The organism is Candidatus Hikarchaeum yamanae (assembly GCF_009889665.1).
Lineage (GTDB): Archaea > Halobacteriota > Halobacteria > Halobacteriales > Hikarchaeaceae > Hikarchaeum > Hikarchaeum yamanae.
Map to the genome: position 1 here is coordinate 82866 of NZ_WTZR01000002.1, position 26113 is coordinate 108978.

A 26113-nucleotide genomic window follows, 5' to 3' on the forward strand; every position below is an offset into this window, starting at 1 on the left:
AATCGAATCCATTAGGACAATGCGCTCGCCGGGAATTGAACCCGGGCTTAGGGCTTGGAAGGCCCTAGTCATACCACTAGACCACGAACGCTTACTATACTTATTCTCTTCCCTCTGATATGGATCTTCCCATTTCCAAGGGCCCCCTCTTCATCGAATTTCAAACCCGATCTCACAATCAGTACACCCTTCCCCTTCGAATAAATAGTTCCAACAAATGACTTCTCTTTCTCTCTCAAAACGATTTCTTTTAATTTTTGGTATGATACTGATATCATTCAATTTTCGTCCTGCCATCGCTTCTGTTCCTCCCCTACTAGAGTTGATCAAAACGGATCTAAATCTGAGCTACTTCATTGCTAGTCTATTAACTACCATCCCTACCCTCTCAATGGGAATATTTGCCCTTTTAGCAGTCCCATTCTCTCGATTTTTTGGACGAGAAAAGGCAATTTTTTATGCTGTTTTTTTAATTGGTATTGCAACCCTCTCCCGACTTTGGGGTTCTAATCTACTTTTGCTTCTTGGGACTACCATAGTCCTTGGTATGGGAATTGCAATTGCCCAAACACTGCTTCCCTCTTTTGTAAAAACCTATTTTCCAAATCGAGCAGCAAGTGTCACCGGAATTTATGCAACTTCTCTAACTCTAGGGGCCGCAGTTGCTGCTGGTTTTTCCGTCCCCTTGTTAACATTCTTTGGGGACTGGACATTTTCGCTTGCATTTTGGTCTATTTTTGCAATTATCGCTCTGGTAGTTTGGTTTCCCCTCACACTACAGAAACGTTCTGAAACTCCTCCTACTGCATCTATTGCTTCTGTTTTCCCAAAAACAACTTGGTCCCACACTTGGGTTTGGGCGATCTCTTTATTCCTCGCTCTTGTGACTCTCCTATTCTATTCAGTATTATCTTGGCTATCCCCTCTGTATATGTCTCTAGGTTGGTCTGCAAACGAAGCGGGCTTATTACTTACTGTATTTTTATTAACCCAACTACTCGGAACTGCAAGTATCTCTGCTCTATCAGATTCAAATATCGATAGAAGGCCTTGGATTTTCTTTAGTTTGATCCTAAGCGCAGTTGGGCTGTTTGCTATCACAATGTTTCCTCTTTTGGTACCTTACCTGTGGGTCAGCATACTCGGGATTGGCCTGGGTGGTATTTTCCCCCTTTCTATGACGTTGCCAATTGATTATTCCTCAGATGAGAAAACAGCAGAAAAACTCACTTCCATTGTTCTTTTTTTTGGTTATTCTCTCGCCGCAATAGGCCCTTCTGGAATGGGGATCATTCGTGATATATTTGGGGACTATTATCTCGCATTCCTTTCTCTATTTTTCATTAACATCCTCGCCTTGATATTCACCTTCAAATTCAAACCCGGAATTTCAATTAATCTTTCCGATTAACCCTTGCTCACAACAGAATAACAATTCCCTTCATTTGAGTATATGTCTATCACTTCCAACCTGCTGGCATTGACATCTCTCTCAAATTCTTCTATATCGTAAATGTGGTAATACCGCGGAACCACAGTCCCGTCTGGAAGGGTCCAATTAACAAGTGTATCAAAACCTTTCCCTTCCTCAAAACGTTCATGCTCTGTACACCAAGACCCCACAATTGCAGTTCCTCCTGCAACCAACACTCGCTCCAACTCATTTAAACTAGCAATCCTACATTCTGTGGTAGGCAGATGATGTATCGTCGCAACATAAACTCCTATGTCTACACACCCTGTCTGAACTGGCAATTCCATCACATTCCCCCGTATGGGATTCACTTCAAACGCATTACCCTTTCCTCTATTACTAGTTTCAAGTAACATCATCGAGCTCATATCGACTCCAACAACTCTTTCTACACATTTCGATAGCAGTTCTGAGTGTCTCCCATTTCCACAACCCATATCAAGCGCGATATCTCCTGATAATTCTTCCAGAAATTTCCCTACTTCTGGCCATGGATGAAATCTAGTTTGGGAAAAATGTGACCCTATTTTCTCATATGTCTGCATAACCCCCTTGATGACCTCGAAATCTTCGGAAAGTTCACTATGTATCCTCTTTTCAGGCATCTTCTCGTAGTACTATACTCTCCTTGTATTTGATATTATCTTCCATTGTCTGACATTAAGTGTAATCAAAAAGACTATTATCATCACTCTCTAAACGGCTCACAATGGTTGCTATAGTACCACTCCAGTTCGGCATTCCTGGTGGAATGGAGCTCGCTGTCATCTTGCTCATCGCAATACTTCTATTCGGAGCAAACAAGATTCCGCAGCTAGCCAGATCCACCGGACAAGCAATGGGCGAATTCAAACGAGGACGAGAAGAAATAGAAAAAGAAATCGGCGATTTGACTGGCGGATCTGATTCTGACTCCCAGAAGGAAGATTCAAAGAAAGATTCAAAGAAAGAATCTAAAGATTAACATCACTTCTATGCACCCCTCATTTTCCATATGATCCACCGTATGGTAACGCCCCCATCCCCATTCATCATCGATGAAAAGAAGTAATTGTAAATAATACTCTGTTACCAAGGACACGTGGCCTAGCCAGGATAGGGCGAGAGGTTCCTAACCTCTAGATCGCGGGTTCAAATCCCGCCGTGTCCGTCAGACTCTAGACCTGTGCATCAATCTTAGATATTCATTTTCCTGTTCCCAGAATATCTCAACTAGTGTCCCTTCATACGCCTGAGTTACTATGACGTCCCCTTGCTCAATTGGATCTACCTTATGAATTGGCCTACCTCTTCCTTCTACCGTTATCAATACACTTTCTACTTGGATTGGCTCTCCCAAAATATGTTTTATTGAAACATGCGTGGAATTAATTCTTTCAATATCCCATTCTATCCCTGGCATATCTCTCTGTTGAACTTCAGGAGTTCCTGTTATCTGAACCGCCACTAATAGTAGGCTAAGAACAATTCCCAATATGAGTGCAATTTTTCCGATCCTTATTCCCAACTTAATAAAATTTATATCTTCCATTATTTTTTTATCCCTTCTGAAGTCCCTCTCTTCTAATCATCCTCTTTATCCAACTTCCCCCCCAAAGATCATGTGTCTATTGATATCTATCTCGCTGCTCTAGCTGCAGCAGTTGTCTGGGGAATTGACCCAGTGTTATCCAAACGTGGAATGGCCTATGGAGGACATGCCCTTCAAGCAGCCTTTGCCGTTATAACTGTTGGGACTATAATATTTTGGTCCGCCCTTTACATCACTCAGGGTTTAGATGCTATACTTAGTATATCTCCCCGAATTGCGTTAATCTTCTTAGGCGGGGGAATTCTTGGAACTACAATAGGGCGAATTTCATTTTACATTGGCATTGATAAAGTTGGAGCTAGCATCGCAGGTATCGGTGCTTCAACCCTACCGGCATTCGCTGCCATTTTAGCCCTCTTCCTATTAAGTGAACCACTCTCTGCCATTCATTCTGCAGGGATCCTATTAGTTGTCGTTGGACTTTCACTTCTCGCCACTTCTAAAGGTGGAAATATCTCTGGTTGGAGCTTTCAAGATCTAGTCTTACCCGTTTTTGCCGGATTCGCATTCGGCTTGGGACAAGTCATACGACGATTTGGTCTCGTAGAAACCCCTGCGACTGTACTACAGGCAATAGCTTTAAACGATACTGCAGCTTTTGTCGGACTTTTTTTATTTTTATTTATCTTCCGACGCGATCTCCTGCGCCCTCCTTCTCTACCTGCAACTGGCTATTTCATCGCCGCTGGAATTGTATCTTCTGTTGGTCTATTCCTGGCATTTACCGCTCTCGACCTTGGCCCTGTTGCCATCGTGTCCACTTTAATTAGTACTGCTGGATTATTCACGGTATTACTCTCTTTCCTCTTCCTTCGTGACCTCGAACGCATCACGCAGAAAGTGGTCATAGGCGCCCTTTTCGTTGCCTTTGGCGCTGGAATAATGATTTATTTTTAATTTCATCACCCGATTCGATATCCTAAAACAACCGCATGTGATATCTATATGTTGTGAATAAAACAATTGAAGAATTTAAACAAACTCTCTTCCGATCTTTTTCTTTGTCAACCCCTTTGATGGCTGAACAATTCTTCAATACTTTAATGCGAACTGTCGATATTTTTATAACCGGACTTTTTTCTCCTGCGGCAATAGCTGCAATAGGAATTGCAGACGTCTATGCCCAACTCTCCATGAGGGTTGGTCATGGTCTTGGTGGGGGTGCCATCGCGCTATCCAGTCAAGATACTGGAGGACGAAATTTCACTAGTCGAAATGAGGTAGTTTCCCAATCTTTATTACTTGGATTCTTCCTCGGTATTCCCCTTGCGCTGATTGGAATCCTATTCGGCCAAAATGCACTTGATCTCCTTGGGGCACCCGCCGAGGTATCTAGACTCGGTGGAATCTATTTGGCAGTGGTTCTCTTTGCAGCCCCTGCAGATATAATTACTATTGTTGGATCTAAAGCTCTCCAAGGAACGGGTGATACCCGTACCCCTACTTACATACTAATTGCCGCAAACATACTCAATATTATCGGATCCATTTTACTTGGACTTGGAATTGGACCGTTCCCCGAACTATCCCTTTTAGGAGTGGGAATGGCCACTGCGATTGCGCATTATTTTTCAGCAATACTGGTCTTATCTGCACTCGTTTCAACAGGGGTTTTAACAACGTTCAAATTCCCTCGAAATCTCGTCATCACTCGGCAACTTCTCGTAATAAGTACTCCTCAAATGGTAAGTGGAATAATTACTACTGCTGTATATTTCCCCTTTAATGCACTACTTTTACTCTTTGGGACAGAAGTCACTGCAGCATATCATATAGGTCGAAGAATGTATCACCAATTAACAGGCCCATTTTATAGAGCTTATAGTACCGTTTCGAGTATAGTCGTCGGGCAAGCAATTGGTAAGGAAGACCTTGAACAAGCAAGATTTGAGGGTTGGTTCACCGCTGGGATTAGTGCAGTGGTCCTCACAATTGCAGGTTTTATTTTATTCATCCAATCCGAATTTCTTGTAAGCCTCTTCACTTCCAATTCTCTAACCATCTATCATGCCACTAATTTTGCAAAAACCTTTTCCGTTGCAATCATATTCGTCTCTCTTTATTTCTCGCTAGCAGGATCCCTTCAAGGTGCTGGAGATGCGTTGACACCATTTATAGCTAGGACCACTGGATTCTTTGGAGTATTTTTGGGTTTGTCTTATCTACTAAGTGTTCCTCTTAATTTTGGTGTCTTCGGCATTTATGTTGGAATCGTATGTTCCTATATCTGGATGGCTCTAATTGTGTTTTATGGATTTTATGGCAAGAAATGGGAACTGCAAGCAACAGGCGCCCTGAAAAAAAGACACCAATCTGTCACCAATAAATAGTACCTCCTGGTCCAATACCCACCGGAACTTAGTTAACACTCTCTACCCAACCCACAAGAATGGTGCAAAAATCTATCCCTGCAATGATAATTCGCGGTGGGACTAGCAAAGGAGTTTATTTTAAACGCAGCGACTTACCTTCAGACGAGTCTACTTGGGACCAAGTACTACTCCGAGTTTTTGGAAGTCCCGATTCTATGCAAATCGATGGAATTGGAGGGTCTCATTCCACAACTAGCAAAGCCATGGTGGTCTCTCCTTCTGAAAAAAACGATTTTGACCTTGATTATAAATTCGCGCAAGTTTCGGTCAATGACAACACAGTCGATTGGGGCGGAAACTGTGGAAATCTCACCTTCGGGGTTGGGGTTTTTGGAATTGAATCTGGGATGGTAAAAACGATACCTTCTCACACTACTAATTTAACCTTATACAATGAAAATACCAACTCTACTATTGAACAATCTCTTTCCACAACCCCGGATGGATCTCCACAATATGAGGGCGATTTCACAGTATATGGAGTTCCTGGGAATGGTAGTCCTATACGATCCCGATTTGTAGATCCCTCTGGATCTGTGACAAACAAATTACTCCCTACCGGACATACTTCTGAAGTCATTTCTGTAGATTCTATAGGTGACATTGCGGTATCTATTGTAGATGTAACTACCCCTTGTGTTTTTGTTAATGCCAGCGATTTAGGTGTATCTGCTGCCATCCCCCCTGCAGAAATAAATGGAGACGCCGATCTACTTTCTACGTTAGAACACATCCGCTCAATCGCATGTGAGCGTGCTGGAATCGTTGATGACTTCCAAAATGCAACTTCCCATAGTCCTGGATTTCCAAAGGTAGCTATTGTAGGAAATCCCTGCGATTATACTACACTTTCTGGGGACGAAATAGCTTCAAGCAGCCACGATATCATAGCTCGAATTATGTCTATGCAAAAGGCACATCCTGCTTATGCCGTCACTGGTGCAATGTGCACGGCTTCTGCTGCTCTTTTAGAGGGGACAATTCCCAATCAAGCACTCTCTCCCACTCACAGTGGGGATTCTATTATTCTTGGACATCCTAAAGGAACAATGCGTATCGGAGTGGGAATCGTTAATAATGAAATAACATATACTGAGGCCGATAGAACTTCTCGCACAATCATGGAAGGAAATCTATTTTATTAGATCCATTCCACCTCCTTTTCCGCGAACACATCAACTATGTGAAAAATAAGAAGTAATATGAAATTATTAGGGCCGGTATCCCACTATATAGTGTAGCAATAATTGCCATTTTTGGTGTCAGAGCTATTGCAGGAAATAGTGCATCCCCATCATTAGCAATTGCATTCCCTATTAACCCCGAGAATGGAACAATTCCCTGGAGATACAACGTAGTAACTAGAATCTGAGGACCACATCCTGGTATGAATCCAATTAATACCGCTAGCAATGGGATATACAACCATGCTGCTTGCGCCATCACCGCTAGATCGAGGCCAAAAAATGCGTAAGAATATTCATACAATAGAAATGCAACGATAACCCAGATGGTCACAAACGAAGTCTCTTCTGCCGTCCGAGTAACTGGGTGATCTCCTGAAAGTGTTACCGCTTGAACTGGGGATACACTCCATATCAGCATAGATATTACCACACCACCTATTCCTACTACCAAAACAGGCGTCCCAAAACTGTATACATCCACTTGCATGAGGCCGAGCATTCCCAAAATCAACCCTGGGGCCGCAAGAACGATATATATTATGTCTCTTCTTCTGATCTCTCCAATCACATTTAGAGTTCTCACCTTGGCAACTGTATAGAGTTCTCCAGGGTGGTATTTATCCACTGCCCACCCCGTCAATATTCCTGCTACTGCGGATATCAAAATAACTCTAACATATGTGGTGGGCTCTTGAACCAAAAGTAGGAATGCTGCATCTCCCATCGTCGCTATCAATGCACCAACCATTGCACCCAATGTGACTTTCCCCCTAGCAAAACTCGTAATGACAACTATTGCACCTCCGCAACCTGGGAGGAGACCTAAAACCGTTGCAATTGGAACCTGCCATTTCTGCCCATTCTGCATCACTTGCCCAACGTCTATGTGGAGATACTTTTCTAAACTAAAAAAAATCAAAAGTGTCACGGCGACAAAAACTGATACTTGAAAATATGCATCCATTATTGAGGCCAACGTTACTTCTTGGATCAAACCAGATGTTTGGAATGCAAAATCCGCCCCTCCTGATATCAGAAATAGCAATAATAATGTGAGCCCGATCCTACCATACCTCTCTCGTAGAACGGTACTTGCATTTTCTAGTATGCTACTCGCAGCCATACCACTCTGACTCATTGTACATCTGATATGGGATCAGAGATATAAAAGTTTTGAATTTTACCCATCTAAACCTAAAAGTCATATAGTCTTAATTTATTTCACTTGGATTTCAATTTATTTGTATCACCAACCCTAAATAGTGCTGCCAACAACGAACTGATATCTAATGAGGTCGAGGTTGAGATCTAAAATACACAGGGCAACAGTAACTGACACTAGCATTGACTATGAAGGTAGTATTGCCATCGACAAATCACTCCTTCAAGCTGCAAATATTGCTGAGTATGACCAAGTTCAAGTTGTAAATCTAACTAATGGATCTCGATTTTGGTCTTATGCAATTGAAGGAGAAGCAGGAGAAATATGTATTAATGGGGCAGCGGCCCATCTGTCTAACGTGGATGATTTGGTTATTATCATGGCCTATGGCACCTATCAAGAAGCTCTCGGTCTACCTTCGTGGATACAATCGAGGATATATGGACTATTCGACCCAACCATCTTGCGCTTAGACGAAAATAATAAGATCATCTCGCCCGGTCAGGTCATCTCGCCATACGACTAGCATAGCTATCTGTGTCTTATTTTCAATACTTTAAGAAAATTTTCTGTATCTCTTCTGGATCTGATGTTTTTGTAAGACTCAGAGCTAGCAGTATCGCCGCCTTTTGAGGCGATAGTGTATCTCCCCAAATAAACGATCCCCCCTCCAATACCGTACGTCTGCGGTACGGCCATCCATCGGATCCTCTGTGGCTCATTACCACCGGGACAATTTCTGCCGCAAGCCGCAATTGTTCTGCCTGGCCTCCCCCGTTTGGTTCTGCGGGAGCACCCGTTGGAAACCCTGCATAAACAATCCCCTGTGCTCCTGCTTCAATTTCATAGGGAATCCCACTCCCATCTGCATTGGCTATCGAGTATTCTACTACAACTTTTGGAAATGTTTCTGAGCTTGATGTAGAAAGATCAAAAATCACATCTGGAGCGTGCCCCCTCTGAGTTTCTCGGTAGTATTGGACATACCCATATTTATCACACAAACCTAGTACTCCTATGTCTCCTGACGACCACGCATCAGGGCGACTCGTAACTACTTTGGTCACCTCCCGTGCAGAATGAATTTGATCATTTAATACTACTAAAACCCCTCTATTTTTTGACTCCTCTACACTTGCAACTCTAACCGCGTCAACCAAATTTCTATCTCCATCATTCCCAATCATCCCATGATTTCTTTGAGATGCGGTCAATACAACTGGTTTCTCTGTTTTCACCACCAAATTCAAGAAATATGCTGTTTCTTCTAATGTGTTTGATCCACTTGTGACTACAAAACCATCTGGGCCGCCTTCCACCTCTGCAGATGAGTTGATCTTATTGGCTAACTCATACCAAATTTCTGTAGTCATCGACTGACTCCCTACACTAGCTATGTCTTCAACTGTGACCTCTGCAATTTCTTTTGCCTCCGGAATTCTATCCAGTAACTCACTTCCTGAGAGATATCCTTCTATACTCAGATCATTTTGAATGGTTCCCCCTGTGGTGAGGATGTGCACTCTCGACGATGAATTTACCATGTTGTTAACATCCACATTCGTAGACTAAAAAGTTAGCTTGTTCATACCACTTAACTTTCAATAACTGTATATCCTAAGTATTCTTATCTTCTACATGGATGAAAACCTGCAACGTGTCTTCGATCAAATCAACGAGGAAGATACATTATCATTAGCAAAACAATTAATTGCCATACCAAGTCCTCCCGGAGGCGAAGGCCCCGTTGGGGTGTTTATGGCCGATTGGATGAAAGAAAATGGATTGTCTGGAAGGCTACAAGAAATAGGCCCTGAACGCTACAATGCGATTGGAAGAATTTCAGGAGTAAATCCTGCAGAAGGAAAATCTCTCATGTACAACGGCCATCTCGACACAAGCCAGGGTGGACTTGACCCTCATGATGAATATCTCGTTTACGGGGAATTGTCTAATCATAAATCTTGGCAACCCGTACCTTATATGGAAGACGGACGACTCTACGGCGCTGGAAGTTCCAATTGTAAAGGAAACGTTGCAACCTTTATGATTGCAGCAAAAGCAATCAAAGACTCCGGTATAGAACTCAACAATGACTTAATTCTTGCAGGCGTTGCAGCAGAAACTGGAAAGGCGGAGATAGATCAATACCAAGGTCCCCGCTATCGAGGACATGGGATCGGTACTCAACAATTACTCAACTCGGGGGTCACTTCTGACTATGCAGTCGTGGTGGAGAGCTCACGTATGCTAGTAAACTGGTCCTTGCCCGGTGTTCTTTACCTCAAACTAACTGTAAAAGGTCACCCCGCTTACATACCCTATATAGACAATGCACGGCATCCTATCTACAAAGCACTACCAATAATCGATGCAATACGTGAATGGGGTGAACAATACACAAAGGATAATGTCTATACTTATTCTGGTACTGATGGAGAACCACGTGGAGAAATTAGGCCAAATGTTAATGTAGGATCTATCCGAGCCGGTGCTCCTCCCAAACCAAATTACCAACCAGCAGTACTCAATATGTACGTTGATATCCGAACCTCTCCGGCACGATTGCCTCAGGACGTAGATCGAGAATTCCGGGCATTCGTTCGTGGACTCGATCCTGAAATTGAGGTTGTCACTTACCGATCTCAAACTGGATCTGCCCCCGAAGCAGCATTTGTCGAAGATCTAACCAACCACATAGAAAATTCATATCGAACTGTGTATCAAACGGATCCGATACCTCTACACTGGGAGCAGCACAGCAGATGGCACGATGTTATTATCTACCATGAACATGGAATCCCCTGTGTCAAGTGTGGACCTGGCCCCGGCCCTGAAGGATCTGACTACACCCGAAGATCTTTGAGCCCTGAAGAATTGGTACAGGCGGCAAAAATGTATGCATCAACCGCGTTATCAATCTGCCAAGTCGCCGAATAACTTCTATTTCCTGGCGCATCCTCGCTCATTTATTTCTGAAATATAATTCATAAATTCCAAACGCCCGGACCGGGATTTGAACCCGAGTCACGACCGTGACAGGGTCGTATGATAGGCCACTACACCATCCGGGCACTGCGTATTACTATCTGATTTTTAATCAATAGCGCTGCAAGCTACCCCACATTTAAACTTAAAACTTTGCAAAAACATTTGCTATATTTAGAAAAAACTATTTGTACTTTGAGTCCTCATACTGTGACAGTGACGAGAATCATCGAAGCACCTCGTCTGTAGAGTTAGCTGTGCGTTTGTTTTAACAAGATTTAAGTGGGTGCCATTCTAATAAAATCGCAGTCTTTCGTGAGCAACGTCTCTACACCCCCCACTTTAAAAGCAACCATGTCTGATAGATCTAATCATAAACTTGTACCCACACATGAACTTTTGGACGAAGATGAAGCCCTTTCTCTACTCGCAGAATATCGGGTTACTCTAACAGATCTCCCAAAAATAAAAATTTCCGATGCCGCATTACCTCCCAACGTTTCTGTTGGAGATATCATCAAAATAACTAGAGTTTCTAGAACAATTGACACGGCGACCGTTTACAGGATGGTGGTCGAATGAAACTCACCACCGATGATAGGCGCTCTTTATCCAAATCGTATTTCTCAAAATCACGTCTTGCTGAACATCATTTCCGTTCTTTCAATGCCTTCCTCGAACAAGGTATGCAAGATGTCGTATCTGAAAAAAAATTGATTGAAACAGACATTGGAGATAAAGGCGATGTTCCTCCTATCTATGTCGAACTAGGGAATATCCGGGTGACTACTCCTCGCGTGCGAGAAGCGGATGGCTCTGAAGAACTCTTGTATCCTCAGGAAGCCCGACTACGAAATCTCACTTATTCTGCCCCTTTATTCATGGAAATGCGCATTCTACAGGGCCGTGGGGACCATGCTAAAATATTAGACGAATCCGAAATTAAAATCGGAAGAATGCCTATTATGCTAAGGTCTAATGTTTGCAACATTTCCAATTTTACACCCGAAGAACTTATTGAAATTGGAGAGGACCCTGAAGACCCCGGTGGTTATTTCATAGTCAACGGTTCCGAACGTGTCCTAATGACTTCTGAAGATCTCTCTCCAAACAAAATCATAGCGGAATATGATTCCCGATATGGTGACCAAATCCAAGTGGCAAAAACATTTAGTCAACGCCGTGGATACCGTGCACTCGTACTTGTCGAACGTTCCCGAGATGGTATACTTGAGGTTAATTTCCCTAGCATATCTGGATTTGTAAATTTCGTTACGTTGGTACGTGCACTTGGATTGGAAAGTGATGAGGAAATTGTAAAAAGAGTATCAGACGATCCCGAGATCATCAAATTCATGCTAGAAAATCTCGAGGAAGCCACTGTACAAACCCACGAAGAAGCCATTCAGAAATTAGGTAGTCGCGTTGCAAGTGGGCAGGGGAGGAATTACCAACTAAAACGCGCAACATATATCATCGATCGCTATCTACTTCCTCACTTACATCAGTCTGGATTTTCCGATGAAGATACCCGCATTGCCAAAGCGTATTATCTCTGTAGAATGGCCGAAGCCTGTTTTGAACTCGCATTAGGCCGCCGCGCCCCTGATGACAAGGACCATTACTCAAACAAACGTTTGAAAGTCTCCGGGGATCTGATGCAGGATCTATTTAGAACTGCTCTAAACAAACTCGCCCGTGATGTGAAGTACCAACTAGAGCGTGCACATATGCGAAATAGAAATCTCACTGTTAGCACAGTTGTTCGATCAGATGTTCTTACAGAACGATTGGAACATCCACTTGCAACCGGGAATTGGGTTGGGGGGCGTTCTGGGGTTTCTCAACTAGTCGATCGGACCGATTTCATGGGCGTTTTATCTCATCTCCGACGATTAAGAAGTCCACTCTCTCGCAGCCAACCACATTTTGAAGCTCGTGATCTTCATGCTACCCAATGGGGTCGAATTTGCCCCTCTGAAACCCCCGAAGGACCGAATTGTGGTTTGGTAAAGAATTTTGCACAGGCAATGGAACTTTCACAATCTATTCCCGACGACCAAAAACTCGTACAAGAACTATTTTCACTCGGTGTCAATCGTCTACCCGGATTCGCCGAATTGAACCCAAACGCCGTCGCTGACGAGGAGGCATCCTAATCATGGTAAGGGAAGCAAAAGTGTACCTAAGTGGTAGTCTCATTGGAACTCATGCAAAACCACATGTTCTCGTATCTCGAATCAGAGAACTTCGAAGATCCAATTCCATGAGTGGCATGGTAAATGTCTCCTATAATGCTGGAACAAATGAAGTCATAGTCAATGCCGACGCTGGGCGGGCTAGACGTCCCCTTTTAGTTGTGGAAGATGGCGAATTAACCATCACCCGTGAAGAAATGGATCTATTCAATTCTGGGGAGCTCACTTTCTCCGATTTAACTAGTAGTGGACGAATCGAATTCATAGATGCAGAAGAAGAGGAAGATCTATTGGTGGCCTTAAATGAAGAGGATATCTCTCCCGAAACCACTCATATGGAAATTGACCCACAATTAATTTTCGGAATAGGAGCTGGAATGGTTCCATATCCTGAACACAACGCCTCTCCTCGAATCACGATGGGGTCTGGTATGATGAAACAATCTCTAGGAATGTGTGCGGCAAATTATCGAATTAGACCCGACACCAGGCAGCACTTACTTCAATACCCTCAACTAGCCTTGGTAACTACTCAAACATCACAACAAATTGGATACGACGATCGTCCCGCAGCACAAAACTTCGTTGTAGCAGTAATGTCATATGAGGGCTTCAACATTGAAGATGCTCTAGTTATGAATCAAGGTTCCATCGATCGAGCATTGGGAAGATCCCACTTTTTCAGGACCTATGAGGGAGCAGAACGAAGATATCCCGGTGGACAAGAAGACCGATTCGAGATACCTGACCAAGAAATTAGAGGAGCTAGAGGGGAAGAATCTTATATGCATTTGGCAGAAGATGGGATAATCGAACCAGAAACACTCGTCAGTGAAAACGACGTTTTGCTGGGGAAAACATCCCCCCCTCGATTCTTAGAAGAACCTAGTGACATGGGTGGACTTTCACCTCAAAAACGGAGAGAAACAAGTGTAACCATGAGATCTGGTGAAAAAGGAATCGTTGATACTGTAACTGTAATGGAAGGCGAAGATGGATCTAAATTGACGAAGGTAAGTGTTAGAGACCAACGAATCCCCGAACTAGGTGATAAATTTGCATCTAGACATGGGCAGAAAGGAGTGCTAGGTCACATAGCCCCTCAAGAAGACATGCCGTTCACTAGTGAAGGTGTCGTCCCTGACCTAGTCATAAATCCACACGCTCTCCCCTCTCGAATGACAGTTGGACATGTTCTTGAGATGTTGGGCGGTAAAGTAGGCTCTATAGAAGGGCGCAGAGTTGATGGCACAGCGTTTACAGGTGAAGATGGTGATAGCCTCAGACAATCAATAGAGGATCATGGATTCATGTCTTCTGGAAAGGAAACGATGCATTCCGGCGTCACTGGTGAAAAAATTCAAGCTGATATATTTGTTGGAGTCATCCTATACCACAAACTCTACCACATGGTTAGCAACAAATTACATTCACGATCGCGTGGGCCAGTCCAAGTCCTAACTCGACAACCCACTGAAGGCCGCGCCCGTGAAGGTGGACTCCGTGTTGGAGAGATGGAACGTGATGTACTCATCGGACATGGCGCAGCGCTGACACTAAAAGAGCGCCTCTTAGATGAATCAGACCGTGAGTCGATTCCAATTTGTGGTTCTTGCGGTATGGTGGCAATAGAACACAGAACATACCGCCGCGTGTATTGCCCCAACTGTGGAGAAGAAACAGATATACATGAGGTGGAAATGAGCTATGCATTTAAGCTACTTCTAGATGAAATGAAAGCCCTTGGAATCGCACCCAGATTAAAACTAGATTATTCGGTTTACTGATCAATTATGAGAACAATACAAACACCAAAAGAAATTAAGGCAATAACCTTCGGTTTGATGGACCCTGAAGAATACCGGGAAATGTCTGCAACCAAAGTGATAACTGCAGATACTTATGACGATGATGGATTCCCCATCGACATGGGGCTTATGGACCCCCGGCTGGGTGTTATAGACCCTGGCCTGGAATGCCGAACCTGTGGGCAACGAGCAGGGTCTTGCAACGGGCACTTCGGACACATCGAGCTCGCCGCACCGGTTATACACGTCAGCTTTTCAAAACTCATCCGAAGACTCCTCCGAACAACATGTAGAAAATGTTCGAGAATAGTCTTGAGTGAAGAAGAAAAAATCGGTATAAAAGATCGATATAAACGTGCTCAAGGGTTGATACTCTCTCCCGAAACTGTGGCTAAAGATATTGTCCGAATGACAAAGAAACATGACTTTTGTCCCCACCCCGAATGCGGTGCACAACAATACGACATTCAACATGAAAAGCCTACGACCTTTTATGAAGTACAGGATGTTCTATCGAGTGAATATTCTAATCTAATTCTCGGTGCAATGCAACCCGATACCGAGGACGAAACCTCCACTGGAGTTTCGCCTCAAGAGCTATCTGAAATAACAAAAATACCTATCGACCGAATCAACCAAATAATTTCTGGAGAGTTCCGACCTCTAGAAGAGGACAGAATTGCAATTCAAAAAGCACTCAAAGTGGATCTCACAGTAAAAGATGCCAATAAATTAATGCCATCTGAAATCCGCGATTGGTTCGAAGATATACCCAACAATGATTTAGAATTATTGGGAATCGATGCTATTAATTCTAGACCTGAATGGATGATATTAACCGTTCTTCCAGTCCCTCCAGTCACCACTCGACCCTCCATAACTCTGGATAATGGACAAAGATCCGAAGACGATCTCACACACAAACTCGTAGATATAATTCGTATCAACCAACGCTTTATGGAGAATCGAGAAGCTGGGGCCCCTCAATTAATTATCGAAGACCTTTGGGAATTGCTGCAATATCACGTAACCACCTTCATGGACAATGAAATCTCTGGAACTCCTCCTGCACGCCATAGATCTGGACGTCCTTTGAAAACACTCTCTCAGCGTTTAAAAGGGAAAGAAGGCCGTTTCCGTGGGAGCTTATCCGGAAAGCGCGTCAACTTTTCCGCACGCACTGTAATCAGCCCCGACCCCACACTCTCCTTAAACGAGGTAGGTGTGCCTGAACGTGTCGCGGTAGAAATGACACAGACCATGATAATAAATGAGTCTAATATCGAACATGTACGACTCTATGTTGCAAATGGTCCTGCTATCCATCCCGGCGCAAATTATGTCACTCGTGAAGATGGAAGGCGGCTCAAAATAACTGAGAAAAATTGCAAGGAACTTGCCGAACGAATCGAGATTGGCTGGACTGTAAATCGACATTTGATTGATGGGGATATCGTTCTATTCAACCGACAACCTTCCCTCCACAGGATGTCCATAATGGCACACGAAGTTGTAGTCATGCCCTACAAAACTTTCAGGCTCAACACAGTCGTTTGTCCTCCTTATAATGCAGATTTTGATGGGGATGAAATGAATCTTCACGCATTACAAAATGAAGAAGCAAGAGCAGAAGCACGTGTACTCATGAGGGTACAAGAACAAATACTCTCCCCCCGATTTGGAGAAAATATTATTGGGGCAATCCAAGATCATATCACTGGGACCTACCTATTAACCCATGAGAATCCTAGTTTCAACGAAACTCAGGCATTGGATCTACTTCGAACCACTAGCATTGACGAATTACCTCCTGCAGATTTCGTAGGGGATGATGGGATTGAAAAGTGGTATGGTAGGACAATTTTTTCTGAACTTTTACCTGTACAATTAGATCTAGAGTTCTCTTCTTCAGTAGGAGACACTGTTGTGATCCAAAGTGGTCAATTGATAGGCGGAACGATCGACGAAAAGGCCATTGGTGCATTTGGTGGTGTCATCGTCGATAAAATTTTCAAAGAATTCGGCTCAAACCGTGCAAGAATTTTTATAAACGAAGTATCTGGATTGGCAATGAGGGCAATAATGCATTTTGGATTCTCTATTGGAATCGACGACGAATCTATTCCAAAAACTGCACAAGGGCAAATAAACGAAACAATTCTAGACGCCCACCAAAAAGTAGCGGACCTAATTCAATCCTATGACGATGGTGATCTAGAAACACTTCCTGGTCGAAACGAATTAGAAACTCTCGAATTATTGATAATGGGGGTCTTAGGTGAAACTAGGAACGTCGCAGGAACCATTGCTGAGGAAAATTTCCCTGACATAAACCCTGCCGTTATCATGGCCCAATCTGGGGCCCGAGGTTCCTTACTTAACCTGACCCAAATGGCTGCAGCAGTAGGTCAACAAGCCGTTCGCGGAGAAAGAATAAATCGCGGTTACGAAGATAGGACTCTCAGCCATTTCTCCCGAAATGATCTCACAGCACCAGCACGCGGATTCGTTGAAAATTCTTATACCACCGGTCTCACCCCAACTGAATTTTTCTTCCACGCTATGGGTGGTCGAGAGGGGTTGGTAGACACTGCAGTTAGGACTTCTAAATCTGGTTATCTCCAACGCCGATTAATCAACGCACTCTCTGAACTCGAAGTTCAATATGATGGGACCATTCGTGACAGCAACAATAGAATTGTTCAATTTGAGTTCGGTGAAGATGGACTTTCTCCCACTCTAGTTTCTCATAACAGCGATTTCTCAATCAACGTTTCAGAAATTGCTCAGCGAGTTCTTGATCCTGAAACTACTTCTCCTCAATCAGAAGGTGTTGGTTTCAGCGTCCGATCAGATGGTCCAACCCGCCTCTCCGAACATGAAGATTCTCAAAAAGGAGGTAATTAATAATGGCAAAAGTAACAAGTGCAATCCAAGAACTCGTAAGCTCTAAAGACCTTCCAGTTCGTCTCAAAGAAGATCTAATTTCTACATTTCAAGAGTTAGATAAAGTTACAAAAACACAAGCACAAGCTATAGCAGACGAAGTAGAATTGGTTTACCTCCGATCTCGCGTCGAACCTCTTGAACCCGTGGGAACTGTTTCAGCCCAAAGTATTGGGGAGCCAGGAACTCAAATGACTATGAACACTTTCCACTATGCTGGTGTTGCAGAAATAGATGTCACTCAGGGTCTCCCTCGCCTCATTGAGCTGGTCGATGCTCGTCGCAACCCAAAAACACCCACAATGACAATTTACTTGGAAGGGGAATATGCACACGATCAAGAGAAAGCATATTCTGTAGTCTGGGAAATTGAGGCCTCTCCTCTAATAGCCCTTGGGACTATTTCTACCAATCTTGTTGAGATGCACCTCCAAATCCAGCTCAATAAAAATACTTTGATTTCCCGTGGGATGAAACCCGATCAAGTTGCAGCACTAATAGAAGATAAATTGGATGTTAATTTGACTAGAAAGGGACATAAAATAATTGTGGCACCCACCACTTCAACCTTCCGCGAACTACTTCAGTTGGTATCTACACTCCGAAATCTAGTGTTCAAAGGAATCGAATCTATCGACCGTGTGGTTCTCCGAAAAGAAGCAATCGATGACGATGAAGGTGAGTATGTTCTTTACACGGAAGGTTCTGCATTCGAAAAAGTTCTTAAAATAGAGGGGGTAGATTCCACCCGAACCACTACGAACAATATTCATGAAATAAACCAAACTTTGGGTATCGAAGCTGCTCGTGAAGCTATCATCAACGAAACAAAAGCAACTCTAGACGGACAAGGACTCGATGATGTGAATGTTCGGCACCTCATGTTGGTTGCTGATATGATGACGCACTCTGGAGCAATTGAATCCATAGGAAGGCATGGTGTATCTGGAAGTAAGGGGTCCGTCCTCGCACGGGCTGCATTCGAGGTAACTGTAAATCACTTAATCGAAGCTGCAGTTTATGGCGAAACTGACTCTCTCAGAGGGGTGACTGAAAATGTCATTGTAGGGAAACCAATCAAACTAGGAACTGGGGACGTTTCACTTCGTATGGACTATGGAGAACACGTACCCCCTGGCCTCAAAAAGAAAAGTAAACCCAAATCCTCTCCTAAACCAAAATCAATCGAAGTCACTCCTGATTCTGAACAACCTTCGTTTAATTTAACAGACCTTCCTGGGGTTGGCCCGAAAAAAGCAGAGGTCTTGTCTGAAGCCGGATTTACTACCTTGGAGGCTTTGTCAAATGCATCAGAGGACGATCTATGTGCCCTTCCTGGCATAAGCACTTCCTATGCAAATCAACTCAAATCCACAATCGAAACCCTTCTAAAATAAAACAAAAAATAATACTCAATATAAAAACATAAAAGCAAGATCTTTAAATATGTACACTCGAAAAACAACCCAATATAATGTCTAACGGAAAATACGCAGCACGAAAACTAAAGAAAGACCGCCAGAAACAGCGATGGTCAAATCCCACATATGCCCGAAGGGCCCGCGGCCTGGGTAAAAAATCCGATCCTTTGGATGGAGCACCCCAAGGCCGAGGAATCGTCTTAGAAAAAGTGGGAATTGAAGCAAAACAACCCAACTCAGCGATACGAAAATGTGTTCGAGTCCAACTAATTAAAAATGGGAAACAAGTAACTGCATTCTGTCCTGGAAATGCGGCCATATCCTTTATCGACGAGCACGATGAAGTTCTTATCTCTGGGATTGGTGGCGCAACTGGAAGGACCATGGGGGATCTTTCTGGTGTGAATTATAAAGTAGAACAAGTCAATGGAGTGAGTCTTCTTGAAATGGTTCGAGGAAACCGGGAGAAACCAGTACGTTAATTATGGATGAAGAAACACCTCAAAACCTCGATTCACCCACTGAAGAAATAACCATTTTCCCAATGTCCGATTTATTCGGCAAATGGAGTCTTCAAGATATTGAATACGCGGATGTAGGATTGCAACGATATATTGTACTTCGCCCATATTCCGACTCCCGCGGAAAACACTCTGCAAAACAATTTCAAAAATCAGAGATCAGTTCCTTGGAACGACTAGTTAACCGAATCATGTCTCCTGGAAAAAACTCGGGGAAAAAACAAAAAGCATCACAAATACTCAGAGAATCGTTCGATTTAATTCACAAAAAAACTGAAGAAAACCCCGTTCAAATTTTCGTTCGTGCCATAGAAAATTCCGCCCCCCGTGAAGAAACTGTCCGCTTAAAATACGGCGGTGTTTCTGTCCCAAAAGCAGTCGACGTTTCCCCTCAACGCCGTGTAGATCTTGCAATAAAATTCCTCGCTGAAGGGACTAAAACTGCATCTTTCAAGAAAAAAACTTCTGCACACCAAGCACTTGCAACCCAATTAATTGGAGCTGCGGAATATGATGCATCTACTTATGCAATTCGTCACAAAGAGGAAAAAGAAAGAGTTGCAGCAGCAGCCCGATAACTTTCGTTAATCCCTATCGATTTATGCCCATTCCCGACTAACGACATCCACGTATGTCAATCGAAAAAGAAAATTTACGTAGACTGGGCATTTACGCAGGATTGCTCGGACCGGCTATTGGACTCCTATCTGTTATAGTGGCAATTTATTTTGCACCTTGGTTCAATTGGACTGAATTTGCACTCAGCGATCTTGGAGTTGGTGAACTACCTGGTAGAATCGCACGATCTGCCCCCTCCAATGGCTTACACATTTTCATATTTAATACTGGAATGATGGTAGCTGGAATCGGTTTGGCCCTCTTCGTTTTCCTGACTCGAAGTCTTCATATAAGAACTTGCCATTACGACTCAATTATGTCAAAAATAGGCTATTCTCTCATATTTATTGGTGGACTCAATCTAGCATTAGTCGGATTGTTCCCCATTCCTTCTCCACTACATTTTCCTGTAGCAGCTATCTATTTCATCGCAACTCCCATCGGATTGGTTTTCGTAGGTGGATCCTACTTATCGGAGTCTCGTAACTTTGGCATCTTATTAATCCTCATAGGAATCGTAGCATTCCTGTCCATTGTTGAAATCGTGGCTCCTTACCTGCTAGATTTATACAGTGAAGGAATCGCAATACCCGAGATGGTTGAAGCGACCTTACTTTCACTTGGGGCATGGCTTATTTCCTATCGATTCTGGTCTCAAGAATCTAAAAAATAGCCCCTATACTGAAATGATTCTTCGTCAATTTCGATAGGAACCTTGATATCTCTGTACTTTTATTAAATTTATAGATATGGCAGAAACATCAGATCAACTAGTTAAGCCATCTGACTTAAGAGATATCTTCACGGGTGCAGCTCGGGTTTGGTGGTGTTGGCTAATCGGTGCGGTTGGCATTTGGCTCTTTTTCGGCACACTTGAAAATGAATGGAATTTCCCATGGCTTCCCCTAGGCGTAGCACTATTTTTGTTCGGATATGGGATTCTTAAAACTTTAGAGCATAGAAGTTCCGTGATCCAGCATTACGATTACATGATTAAATACGGACTCAAGCGAGCAGCCACGATGTTCAAATGCAATCTATGTGGTGCAATCTTCAATCAACCAGAAGGTGCGGATCTTTGCCCCGAGTGCTATGAGTCAGGCATCGTTGAAATACCCGTCTAATTCCTGATTAAATTCACCACCAAAGATATCCTCAACAAGCGTTTTGATATCTATTTTTTGAATCTCACGTGGGTATTTCCTTTTAAAATATTTAATTATATTTTCAATATCTCTTTTGAGAAATTCCTCTGCATTGACATGGGAAGTTTTTACAGCCTGTGGCCAATCAAAAATAGTTACTCCGTTATCCTCTACAAATACGTTGTACTCACTCAAGTCCGAGTGTACATACCCCTTATCAATAGCATTAGAAATTTCCTCCAAAATTAAGCCTAATGTGGCCACTATTTGATCTCCATCCAATCTAACTTCTGACAAATTTCCACCATCTACCATTTCCATTACTATCGCATGGCGATTCTGATCGATAGGACGGGGGACTGATACCTTTGGATATAATGCTTCTAGAACTCCAAATTCCTTTTCTGCAGCCTTTCTAGCCGTATACATCCACGAAAAATGCCGATTTTTCGATGTATAGTCTCTGTTTTGATTCACCTTTCTAAAGTTGGTGTATCCCTCTCGATGATATTTTAATGCAAGAGATTTATAAGATCGAACTTCATACACTTCTGATTCCTTTCCCACTCCTACGATAGAACCAAATTTTTCGATTACTTCCCGTTCTACAAAACTTCTAAGGGCAAGAGCATCATATCCTTCAAATCGGAGGCGATAACCCCTGTATTGGATTATTTTTTGTTCTATTAGGTGGTATTTTTTACATCTCTTAATGCGATATTCGATTTCTTTAGAAGATAGTCCTGATAAATCTGGAAGTTTACTACCATCTACCCATTGAGAAAAACGCATTCCGTGCTCTATACCTGATAATAAGTAGAAATCCTCGTCTTCCAATTCGCGAAAAAAAGATGAGACATTTCGAACCATGTTTGTAATTTATTTGATCTCTATTACTTCATAGCTAATCTTGGCTTCTCGAAACCGATCGATGTGATTCAAGATGGCCGAATCCGTTACTAAAAGGAGTACGTTCAATCCTCTCATTGCAGCTTCTGCGACCGCCACGGGGGTCCCAAAGTAAATATCCACACTATATCCTGCCATTCGAGCGGCAACCAATGCCTCAACTCCCGATACTGCGACCAGATCGTAATCTTTCCCATCTTTGACTTTTGCCCCCTTTTGAAATGGCCCATTCTCTAAGGACACTGGTGGGATTGATATGATACAAACAGAGCCAATTTCATAATCCAAAATCCCTTCAAAGTCAATCACACCTACTACCTCTCCTTTTTTTGCATTCCCAATTGCTTTTGCAGAGATAGTTTTTTCAGCTTCATTCTCTACATCTGCCTGAAGAAAACCCCTGACCATGGACAGTGCTACCGTTTCTCCCGCTCGAATTTCACCACCTGCGATGGCAGCTTCTATATCTACCTGGGTTAAAACCTCACCGGCAACATAATTTGTCAAGTCCCTCAACTTCTCATTTTGGACAATTAACCAATCCACGCCCTTCGGCGTGATCTCATACCTACCCCTACCTAGTTTTGATACATGACCACTGTCTGATAGTTCTTTCATATACTCACTAACAGCTTGAGATGTGATCCCTATTGAGTCTGCAATTTCTGCTTGATTAATCGCAGGCTGATGCTTGGCAATCTCTATAAGTATCAGGTACCGCTTTGATTCGCGCTTTCGGCTCAATACGGGCACGATGTCTCTGCGATCACTGTTCATATTTATTTTATGTCGGAAAAGAAAGTAAATCTATCTCTAAATTCAACAAAAATTGATTTATCCATTGCAACATACAGTTTGGTATGGCAGATCGTTGGAGATTCATTCCAGAAGAATCTTGGGACGCCCCCTTGAATATGGCCCTGGATGTGGCTGCTGCCCAAAGTATACATAATGGGGGCCCACCAACAATCCGAATTTACCGATGGAAACCCAGCTCTATCTCTATAGGCTATGCCCAACGGAGTACATCTATAAATTGGGAATATTGCTCGAAACAAAATATTCCGGTGGTCCGAAGGCAAACAGGAGGCGGTGGAATCTTCCATGATTATGTCGGTGATATTTCATATTCCATAATTGCACCCGTTTCCTCTTTTTCTACAGATGTATCCAAATCATATCGTGCGATGCTGGCTCCCATCATATCTACTTTTAAAAAATTAGGTGTGTCTGCAGAACTAGCAGGTTCTGCTAGTCCCGCGTTATATGCTCCTTCCTGCTATCTCCGAGAAATTCATCCCGCCCACGATATCTTGGTAGATGGGAAAAAAATAAGTGGAAATGCACAGAGGAGGTCCAATGATGTAGTCATTCAGCACGGTTCGTTGACCTACAAACACGATGTTGACCAATTCGCCTTAGTATTCTCTGACTTTGACATCAATCCTGATACAATACAGGACCACGTAACATCCATTTCTGAACAGGTCGGTTTAACACGCAAGGAGTCAATTAACGCTCTTACAAATTCTTTTTTAACTTGGTCTAATGCAGAAAGTGGAACTTGGACGTCATTAGAACTAAAACAAGCGGAAAAAATAGCACAAGAACTATTTTCTTCTGAGAACTGGACGAATAGAACATAGCATAAAAGGATAAATTCCTCGCATTCATTGATTCTCTATGAAGTGTACCAAGTGTGACCAAGATGCAGTTATTTTCACACCATATTCTGGATCCCACCTTTGCTCTACTCATTTTATCAATTCAGTCGAACGACGAGTTCGCCACCGAATCCGAACTGATGGATTGATCACTGGTTCTACCGAAGATGCCCCTTCACAATGGATAATCGGGGTTTCAGGAGGAAAAGATTCTGCAGTTCTTACTCATATTTTGCATAATATGCTAAGTAAGGATCCTCGCATAAAACTTACAGCTTTGACAATAAACGAAGGGATTTCTGGATACCGAGACGAAAGTCTTGAACTCGCTAAAAAACTCACTAACTCTCTAGGAATTGACCACGAAATTTTCAGCTACATTGATGAATTTGGACTAGATATGGATGAAGTAGTTGAAAAAAACCCCTTGAACCTCAATGCCTGTTCGTATTGTGGTGTTTTTAGAAGAAATCTTCTAGATATGGGGGCTAACAAACTCAACGCAGATAAACTACTTACTGGGCATAATCTCGACGACGAATCTCAGACCGCACTTATGAATTTCCTTGCAGGAGATGTGTCTAGGATAACAAAACACTTCGATGCTTCTTTGGCACCATTTCCTCAAAGAACCGAAACCGAATTTATCCCGCGTTCGAAGCCTCTTAGAGATATACCTGAAAAAGAAATCGCACTGTATGCATATCTCTTGGATATTCCTTTCTATAACGGTGATTGCCCTTATGCAGTGGATTCTTTCCGCGGGAAAGTTCGAGAATTAATTTTAGGCCTAGAAGACGATCATCCTGGTACTCGCCATTCTATTATGGCGGGGTATGAAGAATTCGCCACTATTGCATCATCTCATCGCCATTCTCACAAAGAATCTTCTCTACAGCATTGTATAAAATGTGGCTCTCTTACCACTCAAAAAATCTGTCAGAAATGCGTTTTCGTCGAAGCTGTTAAAGCCGCCTAACGAATAACGTCTAGTCCGTTTATTTGCTCTATCTCGCGCCTGCCTCCATCAGACCAGCGGGTATCTCCATCCGCGAGACTTCTAATTGGTGCACTCTGCATTCTTGAAGATGGTCCCAACACCTGGGCACTTTGCACACCTGTCATGATCGCTAGTACACGAACTTTTCCTTTATACTCTTCCTCTACCCGTGCACCCCAGATTACATTTGCAGTCGGGTCAAGCCGTTCTGTGATGTTATCTGCAATACCTTCGGCTTCTTTCAAAGTCAAATCCGGACCACCTGTTATGTGGACTAGTGCACCAGAGGCGCCTCGATAGTCTACATCTAGTAATGGATGGTTCATGGCATCCCGAACGACTTCTTCTGTCTTATTTTTGTCTTGGGTTTCTCCAACGAGCATCACTGCAACGCCCCCTGAAGACATAACCGCAGCCATATCTGCATAATCAAGGTTGATTAACGATGGCTGAGTTATCGTTTCAGAGATACCTTTGACAGTTTCTGCTATAATCTGATCCATCACTGAAAATGCTTTTCCAATTGGTAAATTGGGCACATAATCTAAGAGTCTATTATTGTCCAATACAATTATAGAATCTGCACTCTCGCGTAATGCTTCAAGACCCTCTTCCGCTTTAACCGTCCTGGCACGTTCGATGTTGAATGGGGTGGATACCATTCCAATGACAATTGCTCCTTGTTCTTTTGCAATCTTACAAACCACCGGGGCAGAACCTGTTCCAGTTCCCCCTCCCATGCCTGCGGTTACAAAAACCAAGTCCGCTCCACCTAGTACTTCTTTTACAGTCCCCGCAGCCATTTCTGTCGCGCGCTCTCCCATAGAAGGATCGCCACCGGCTCCTAGACCATTTGTCAATGATTTACCTACAAGAATTTTAGTGTCGGCTTCTATCATTTTTAAGTGCTGTTTATCTGTGTTTATGGCAACAGTTTCAGCACCATGGATCCCTATATTATATAGTCTGTTGATGGTGTTGTTACCTGCTCCACCACATCCTACGACAACAATACGTGGTTCTCCAAAGTCATCATCCCGAAGAGATGTTTTCTTTGCTCTTTCCTTTTCTTCATTTTGTAGAGCTTCCTGTACAATATCTAGCATAAT

At 43.0% G+C, this 26113-nt stretch carries 26 protein-coding genes, 3 tRNA genes and 1 pseudogene; 20 read left to right on the forward strand and 10 right to left on the reverse strand.

Features of this window, described 5'->3' with window-relative positions; genetic code table 11:
- Positions 1-20 precede the first annotated feature (20 nt).
- Positions 21-91, reverse strand: a tRNA-Gly gene (locus ACM9H2_RS01500).
- Complete coding sequence (locus ACM9H2_RS01505) at positions 69-278, reverse strand: hypothetical protein (RefSeq protein WP_415487463.1); 210 nt, start codon at positions 276-278, stop codon at positions 69-71. The genes ACM9H2_RS01500 and ACM9H2_RS01505 overlap by 23 nt, the downstream gene beginning before the upstream one ends.
- Between ACM9H2_RS01505 and ACM9H2_RS01510 the strand changes: the two genes are divergently transcribed.
- Positions 263-1411, forward strand: a complete 1149-nt coding sequence (locus ACM9H2_RS01510) for a CynX/NimT family MFS transporter (RefSeq protein WP_415487465.1) — start codon at positions 263-265, stop codon at positions 1409-1411. The two genes, ACM9H2_RS01505 and ACM9H2_RS01510, sit on opposite strands and share 16 nt — an antisense overlap.
- Here the strand turns inward: ACM9H2_RS01510 and ACM9H2_RS01515 are convergent.
- Positions 1408-2079 (reverse strand): class I SAM-dependent methyltransferase, encoded by a 672-nt coding sequence (locus tag ACM9H2_RS01515; protein WP_415487467.1) that lies wholly within the window; start codon positions 2077-2079, stop codon positions 1408-1410. The genes ACM9H2_RS01510 and ACM9H2_RS01515 overlap by 4 nt on opposite strands.
- 104 nt (positions 2080-2183) lie before the next feature.
- Between ACM9H2_RS01515 and ACM9H2_RS01520 the strand changes: the two genes are divergently transcribed.
- On the forward strand, positions 2184-2438 hold the full coding sequence (locus tag ACM9H2_RS01520; RefSeq protein ID WP_415487469.1) for a twin-arginine translocase TatA/TatE family subunit: 255 nt from the start codon (positions 2184-2186) through the stop codon (positions 2436-2438).
- A gap of 111 nt (positions 2439-2549) precedes the next feature.
- Positions 2550-2624: transfer RNA gene (locus ACM9H2_RS01525), tRNA-Arg, on the forward strand.
- Here the strand turns inward: ACM9H2_RS01525 and ACM9H2_RS01530 are convergent.
- Positions 2625-3005: a hypothetical protein gene (locus tag ACM9H2_RS01530; RefSeq protein ID WP_415487471.1), complete on the reverse strand. Its 381-nt coding sequence runs from the start codon at positions 3003-3005 to the stop codon at positions 2625-2627. It abuts the tRNA gene before it with no gap.
- A 72-nt stretch (positions 3006-3077) separates the two neighbouring features.
- Here ACM9H2_RS01530 and ACM9H2_RS01535 point away from each other — a divergent pair, with 72 nt between their 5' ends.
- From ACM9H2_RS01535 to ACM9H2_RS01545, 3 genes are read left to right on the forward strand one after another with little or no spacing between them, the layout of a single operon-like run.
- Positions 3078-3962: an EamA family transporter gene (locus ACM9H2_RS01535; protein ID WP_415487473.1), complete on the forward strand. Its 885-nt coding sequence runs from the start codon at positions 3078-3080 to the stop codon at positions 3960-3962.
- Positions 3963-4015: 53 nt separating this feature from the next.
- Positions 4016-5395 (forward strand): MATE family efflux transporter, encoded by a 1380-nt coding sequence (locus ACM9H2_RS01540; protein WP_415487475.1) that lies wholly within the window; start codon positions 4016-4018, stop codon positions 5393-5395.
- Positions 5396-5454: 59 nt separating this feature from the next.
- Complete coding sequence (locus ACM9H2_RS01545) at positions 5455-6582, forward strand: 2-methylaconitate cis-trans isomerase PrpF family protein (RefSeq protein ID WP_415487477.1); 1128 nt, start codon at positions 5455-5457, stop codon at positions 6580-6582.
- A gap of 34 nt (positions 6583-6616) precedes the next feature.
- On the opposite strand, the gene ACM9H2_RS01550 is transcribed toward ACM9H2_RS01545, so the two are convergent.
- Positions 6617-7762: a putative manganese transporter gene (locus ACM9H2_RS01550; protein ID WP_415487479.1), complete on the reverse strand. Its 1146-nt coding sequence runs from the start codon at positions 7760-7762 to the stop codon at positions 6617-6619.
- Positions 7763-7913: 151 nt separating this feature from the next.
- Here ACM9H2_RS01550 and panD point away from each other — a divergent pair, with 151 nt between their 5' ends.
- Complete coding sequence (panD, locus tag ACM9H2_RS01555) at positions 7914-8312, forward strand: aspartate 1-decarboxylase (protein WP_415487481.1); 399 nt, start codon at positions 7914-7916, stop codon at positions 8310-8312.
- A 22-nt stretch (positions 8313-8334) separates the two neighbouring features.
- Here panD and ACM9H2_RS01560 read toward each other — a convergent pair whose 3' ends face one another.
- On the reverse strand, positions 8335-9330 hold the full coding sequence (locus ACM9H2_RS01560) for an asparaginase (RefSeq protein WP_415487483.1): 996 nt from the start codon (positions 9328-9330) through the stop codon (positions 8335-8337).
- 94 nt (positions 9331-9424) lie between these two features.
- Between ACM9H2_RS01560 and ACM9H2_RS01565 the strand changes: the two genes are divergently transcribed.
- Positions 9425-10726 carry a M20 family metallopeptidase gene (locus ACM9H2_RS01565; protein ID WP_415487485.1) on the forward strand — a complete coding sequence of 434 codons (1302 nt, stop codon included), beginning with the start codon at positions 9425-9427 and terminating at the stop codon, positions 10724-10726.
- Positions 10727-10787: 61 nt separating this feature from the next.
- Here ACM9H2_RS01565 and ACM9H2_RS01570 read toward each other — a convergent pair.
- Positions 10788-10860 (reverse strand) — tRNA-Asp (locus ACM9H2_RS01570).
- 229 nt (positions 10861-11089) lie between these two features.
- On the opposite strand from ACM9H2_RS01570, the gene ACM9H2_RS01575 reads away from it, so the two are divergent.
- The 10 genes and pseudogenes from ACM9H2_RS01575 to ACM9H2_RS01620 all read left to right on the forward strand — a co-directional run bounded on the left by ACM9H2_RS01575 (position 11090) and on the right by ACM9H2_RS01620 (position 21410).
- Complete coding sequence (locus tag ACM9H2_RS01575) at positions 11090-11356, forward strand: DNA-directed RNA polymerase subunit H (protein WP_415487487.1); 267 nt, start codon at positions 11090-11092, stop codon at positions 11354-11356.
- Positions 11353-12933, forward strand: coding sequence for a DNA-directed RNA polymerase subunit B'' (locus tag ACM9H2_RS01580; protein ID WP_415487489.1), 1581 nt, complete (start codon positions 11353-11355; stop codon positions 12931-12933). The genes ACM9H2_RS01575 and ACM9H2_RS01580 overlap by 4 nt, the downstream gene beginning before the upstream one ends.
- A 2-nt stretch (positions 12934-12935) precedes the next feature.
- Positions 12936-14759 carry a DNA-directed RNA polymerase subunit B gene (gene rpoB / locus ACM9H2_RS01585; RefSeq protein WP_415487491.1) on the forward strand — a complete coding sequence of 608 codons (1824 nt, stop codon included), beginning with the start codon at positions 12936-12938 and terminating at the stop codon, positions 14757-14759.
- 6 nt (positions 14760-14765) lie between these two features.
- The gene (locus ACM9H2_RS01590) at positions 14766-17687 is read left to right on the forward strand and encodes a DNA-directed RNA polymerase subunit A' (RefSeq protein ID WP_415487493.1); all 2922 of its coding nucleotides are present in this window, start codon (positions 14766-14768) and stop codon (positions 17685-17687) included.
- Between the two features lie 2 nt (positions 17688-17689).
- A pseudogene (rpoA2, locus tag ACM9H2_RS01595) lies at positions 17690-18838 on the forward strand (DNA-directed RNA polymerase subunit A''); the annotation flags it as partial.
- Positions 18836-19123 (forward strand): helix-hairpin-helix domain-containing protein, encoded by a 288-nt coding sequence (locus ACM9H2_RS01600; protein ID WP_415487654.1) that lies wholly within the window; start codon positions 18836-18838, stop codon positions 19121-19123. The pseudogene rpoA2 and the gene ACM9H2_RS01600, both read left to right, overlap by 3 nt.
- A gap of 77 nt (positions 19124-19200) precedes the next feature.
- Positions 19201-19629 carry a 30S ribosomal protein S12 gene (locus ACM9H2_RS01605; RefSeq protein ID WP_415487495.1) on the forward strand — a complete coding sequence of 143 codons (429 nt, stop codon included), beginning with the start codon at positions 19201-19203 and terminating at the stop codon, positions 19627-19629.
- A gap of 2 nt (positions 19630-19631) precedes the next feature.
- Entirely contained in the window at positions 19632-20246 is a 615-nt protein-coding gene (locus ACM9H2_RS01610; protein ID WP_415487497.1) for a 30S ribosomal protein S7, read from the forward strand.
- A 53-nt stretch (positions 20247-20299) separates the two neighbouring features.
- A complete protein-coding gene (locus tag ACM9H2_RS01615) occupies positions 20300-20959 on the forward strand; it encodes a DUF998 domain-containing protein (protein WP_415487499.1) in 660 nt (219 codons plus the stop codon).
- Positions 20960-21035: 76 nt separating this feature from the next.
- The gene (locus ACM9H2_RS01620) at positions 21036-21410 is read left to right on the forward strand and encodes a hypothetical protein (RefSeq protein WP_415487501.1); all 375 of its coding nucleotides are present in this window, start codon (positions 21036-21038) and stop codon (positions 21408-21410) included.
- On the opposite strand, the gene ACM9H2_RS01625 is transcribed toward ACM9H2_RS01620, so the two are convergent.
- Both ACM9H2_RS01625 and ACM9H2_RS01630 read right to left on the reverse strand, forming a co-directional pair.
- Positions 21384-22301, reverse strand: a complete 918-nt coding sequence (locus ACM9H2_RS01625; RefSeq protein ID WP_415487503.1) for a serine/threonine-protein kinase RIO2 — start codon at positions 22299-22301, stop codon at positions 21384-21386. The genes ACM9H2_RS01620 and ACM9H2_RS01625 overlap by 27 nt on opposite strands.
- Positions 22302-22310: 9 nt before the next feature.
- Positions 22311-23117, reverse strand: a complete 807-nt coding sequence (locus ACM9H2_RS01630) for a winged helix-turn-helix transcriptional regulator (protein ID WP_415487505.1) — start codon at positions 23115-23117, stop codon at positions 22311-22313.
- An 83-nt stretch (positions 23118-23200) separates the two neighbouring features.
- On the opposite strand from ACM9H2_RS01630, the gene ACM9H2_RS01635 reads away from it, so the two are divergent.
- Together ACM9H2_RS01635 and ACM9H2_RS01640 are read left to right on the forward strand one after the other, a co-directional pair.
- A complete protein-coding gene (locus ACM9H2_RS01635; RefSeq protein ID WP_415487507.1) occupies positions 23201-23986 on the forward strand; it encodes a biotin/lipoate A/B protein ligase family protein in 786 nt (261 codons plus the stop codon).
- A gap of 37 nt (positions 23987-24023) precedes the next feature.
- The gene (locus tag ACM9H2_RS01640; RefSeq protein ID WP_415487509.1) at positions 24024-24983 is read left to right on the forward strand and encodes a TIGR00269 family protein; all 960 of its coding nucleotides are present in this window, start codon (positions 24024-24026) and stop codon (positions 24981-24983) included.
- On the opposite strand, the gene ftsZ is transcribed toward ACM9H2_RS01640, so the two are convergent.
- The gene (ftsZ, locus tag ACM9H2_RS01645) at positions 24980-26110 is read right to left on the reverse strand and encodes a cell division protein FtsZ (RefSeq protein WP_415487511.1); all 1131 of its coding nucleotides are present in this window, start codon (positions 26108-26110) and stop codon (positions 24980-24982) included. The two genes, ACM9H2_RS01640 and ftsZ, sit on opposite strands and share 4 nt — an antisense overlap.
- Positions 26111-26113: the final 3 nt, after the last annotated feature.

Coding starts and splice junctions, on each gene's coding strand:
- ACM9H2_RS01635 (WP_415487507.1), top strand. CDS start 23,201: ATGGCAGATCGTTGGAGATTCATTCCAGAAGAATCTTGGGACGCCCCC.
- ACM9H2_RS01620 (WP_415487501.1), top strand. CDS start 21,036: ATGGCAGAAACATCAGATCAACTAGTTAAGCCATCTGACTTAAGAGAT.
- rpoB (WP_415487491.1), top strand. CDS start 12,936: ATGGTAAGGGAAGCAAAAGTGTACCTAAGTGGTAGTCTCATTGGAACT.
- ACM9H2_RS01615 (WP_415487499.1), top strand. CDS start 20,300: ATGTCAATCGAAAAAGAAAATTTACGTAGACTGGGCATTTACGCAGGA.
- ACM9H2_RS01545 (WP_415487477.1), top strand. CDS start 5,455: ATGGTGCAAAAATCTATCCCTGCAATGATAATTCGCGGTGGGACTAGC.
- ACM9H2_RS01590 (WP_415487493.1), top strand. CDS start 14,766: ATGAGAACAATACAAACACCAAAAGAAATTAAGGCAATAACCTTCGGT.
- ACM9H2_RS01550 (WP_415487479.1), bottom strand. CDS start 7,762: ATGAGTCAGAGTGGTATGGCTGCGAGTAGCATACTAGAAAATGCAAGT.
- ACM9H2_RS01520 (WP_415487469.1), top strand. CDS start 2,184: ATGGTTGCTATAGTACCACTCCAGTTCGGCATTCCTGGTGGAATGGAG.
- ACM9H2_RS01630 (WP_415487505.1), bottom strand. CDS start 23,117: ATGAACAGTGATCGCAGAGACATCGTGCCCGTATTGAGCCGAAAGCGC.
- panD (WP_415487481.1), top strand. CDS start 7,914: ATGAGGTCGAGGTTGAGATCTAAAATACACAGGGCAACAGTAACTGAC.
- ACM9H2_RS01510 (WP_415487465.1), top strand. CDS start 263: ATGATACTGATATCATTCAATTTTCGTCCTGCCATCGCTTCTGTTCCT.
- ACM9H2_RS01580 (WP_415487489.1), top strand. CDS start 11,353: ATGAAACTCACCACCGATGATAGGCGCTCTTTATCCAAATCGTATTTC.
- ACM9H2_RS01625 (WP_415487503.1), bottom strand. CDS start 22,301: ATGGTTCGAAATGTCTCATCTTTTTTTCGCGAATTGGAAGACGAGGAT.
- ACM9H2_RS01610 (WP_415487497.1), top strand. CDS start 19,632: ATGGATGAAGAAACACCTCAAAACCTCGATTCACCCACTGAAGAAATA.
- ACM9H2_RS01605 (WP_415487495.1), top strand. CDS start 19,201: ATGTCTAACGGAAAATACGCAGCACGAAAACTAAAGAAAGACCGCCAG.
- ACM9H2_RS01565 (WP_415487485.1), top strand. CDS start 9,425: ATGGATGAAAACCTGCAACGTGTCTTCGATCAAATCAACGAGGAAGAT.
- ACM9H2_RS01530 (WP_415487471.1), bottom strand. CDS start 3,005: ATGGAAGATATAAATTTTATTAAGTTGGGAATAAGGATCGGAAAAATT.
- ACM9H2_RS01560 (WP_415487483.1), bottom strand. CDS start 9,330: ATGGTAAATTCATCGTCGAGAGTGCACATCCTCACCACAGGGGGAACC.
- ACM9H2_RS01600 (WP_415487654.1), top strand. CDS start 18,836: ATGGACTATGGAGAACACGTACCCCCTGGCCTCAAAAAGAAAAGTAAA.
- ACM9H2_RS01640 (WP_415487509.1), top strand. CDS start 24,024: ATGAAGTGTACCAAGTGTGACCAAGATGCAGTTATTTTCACACCATAT.
- ACM9H2_RS01505 (WP_415487463.1), bottom strand. CDS start 278: ATGATATCAGTATCATACCAAAAATTAAAAGAAATCGTTTTGAGAGAG.
- ftsZ (WP_415487511.1), bottom strand. CDS start 26,110: ATGCTAGATATTGTACAGGAAGCTCTACAAAATGAAGAAAAGGAAAGA.
- ACM9H2_RS01515 (WP_415487467.1), bottom strand. CDS start 2,079: ATGCCTGAAAAGAGGATACATAGTGAACTTTCCGAAGATTTCGAGGTC.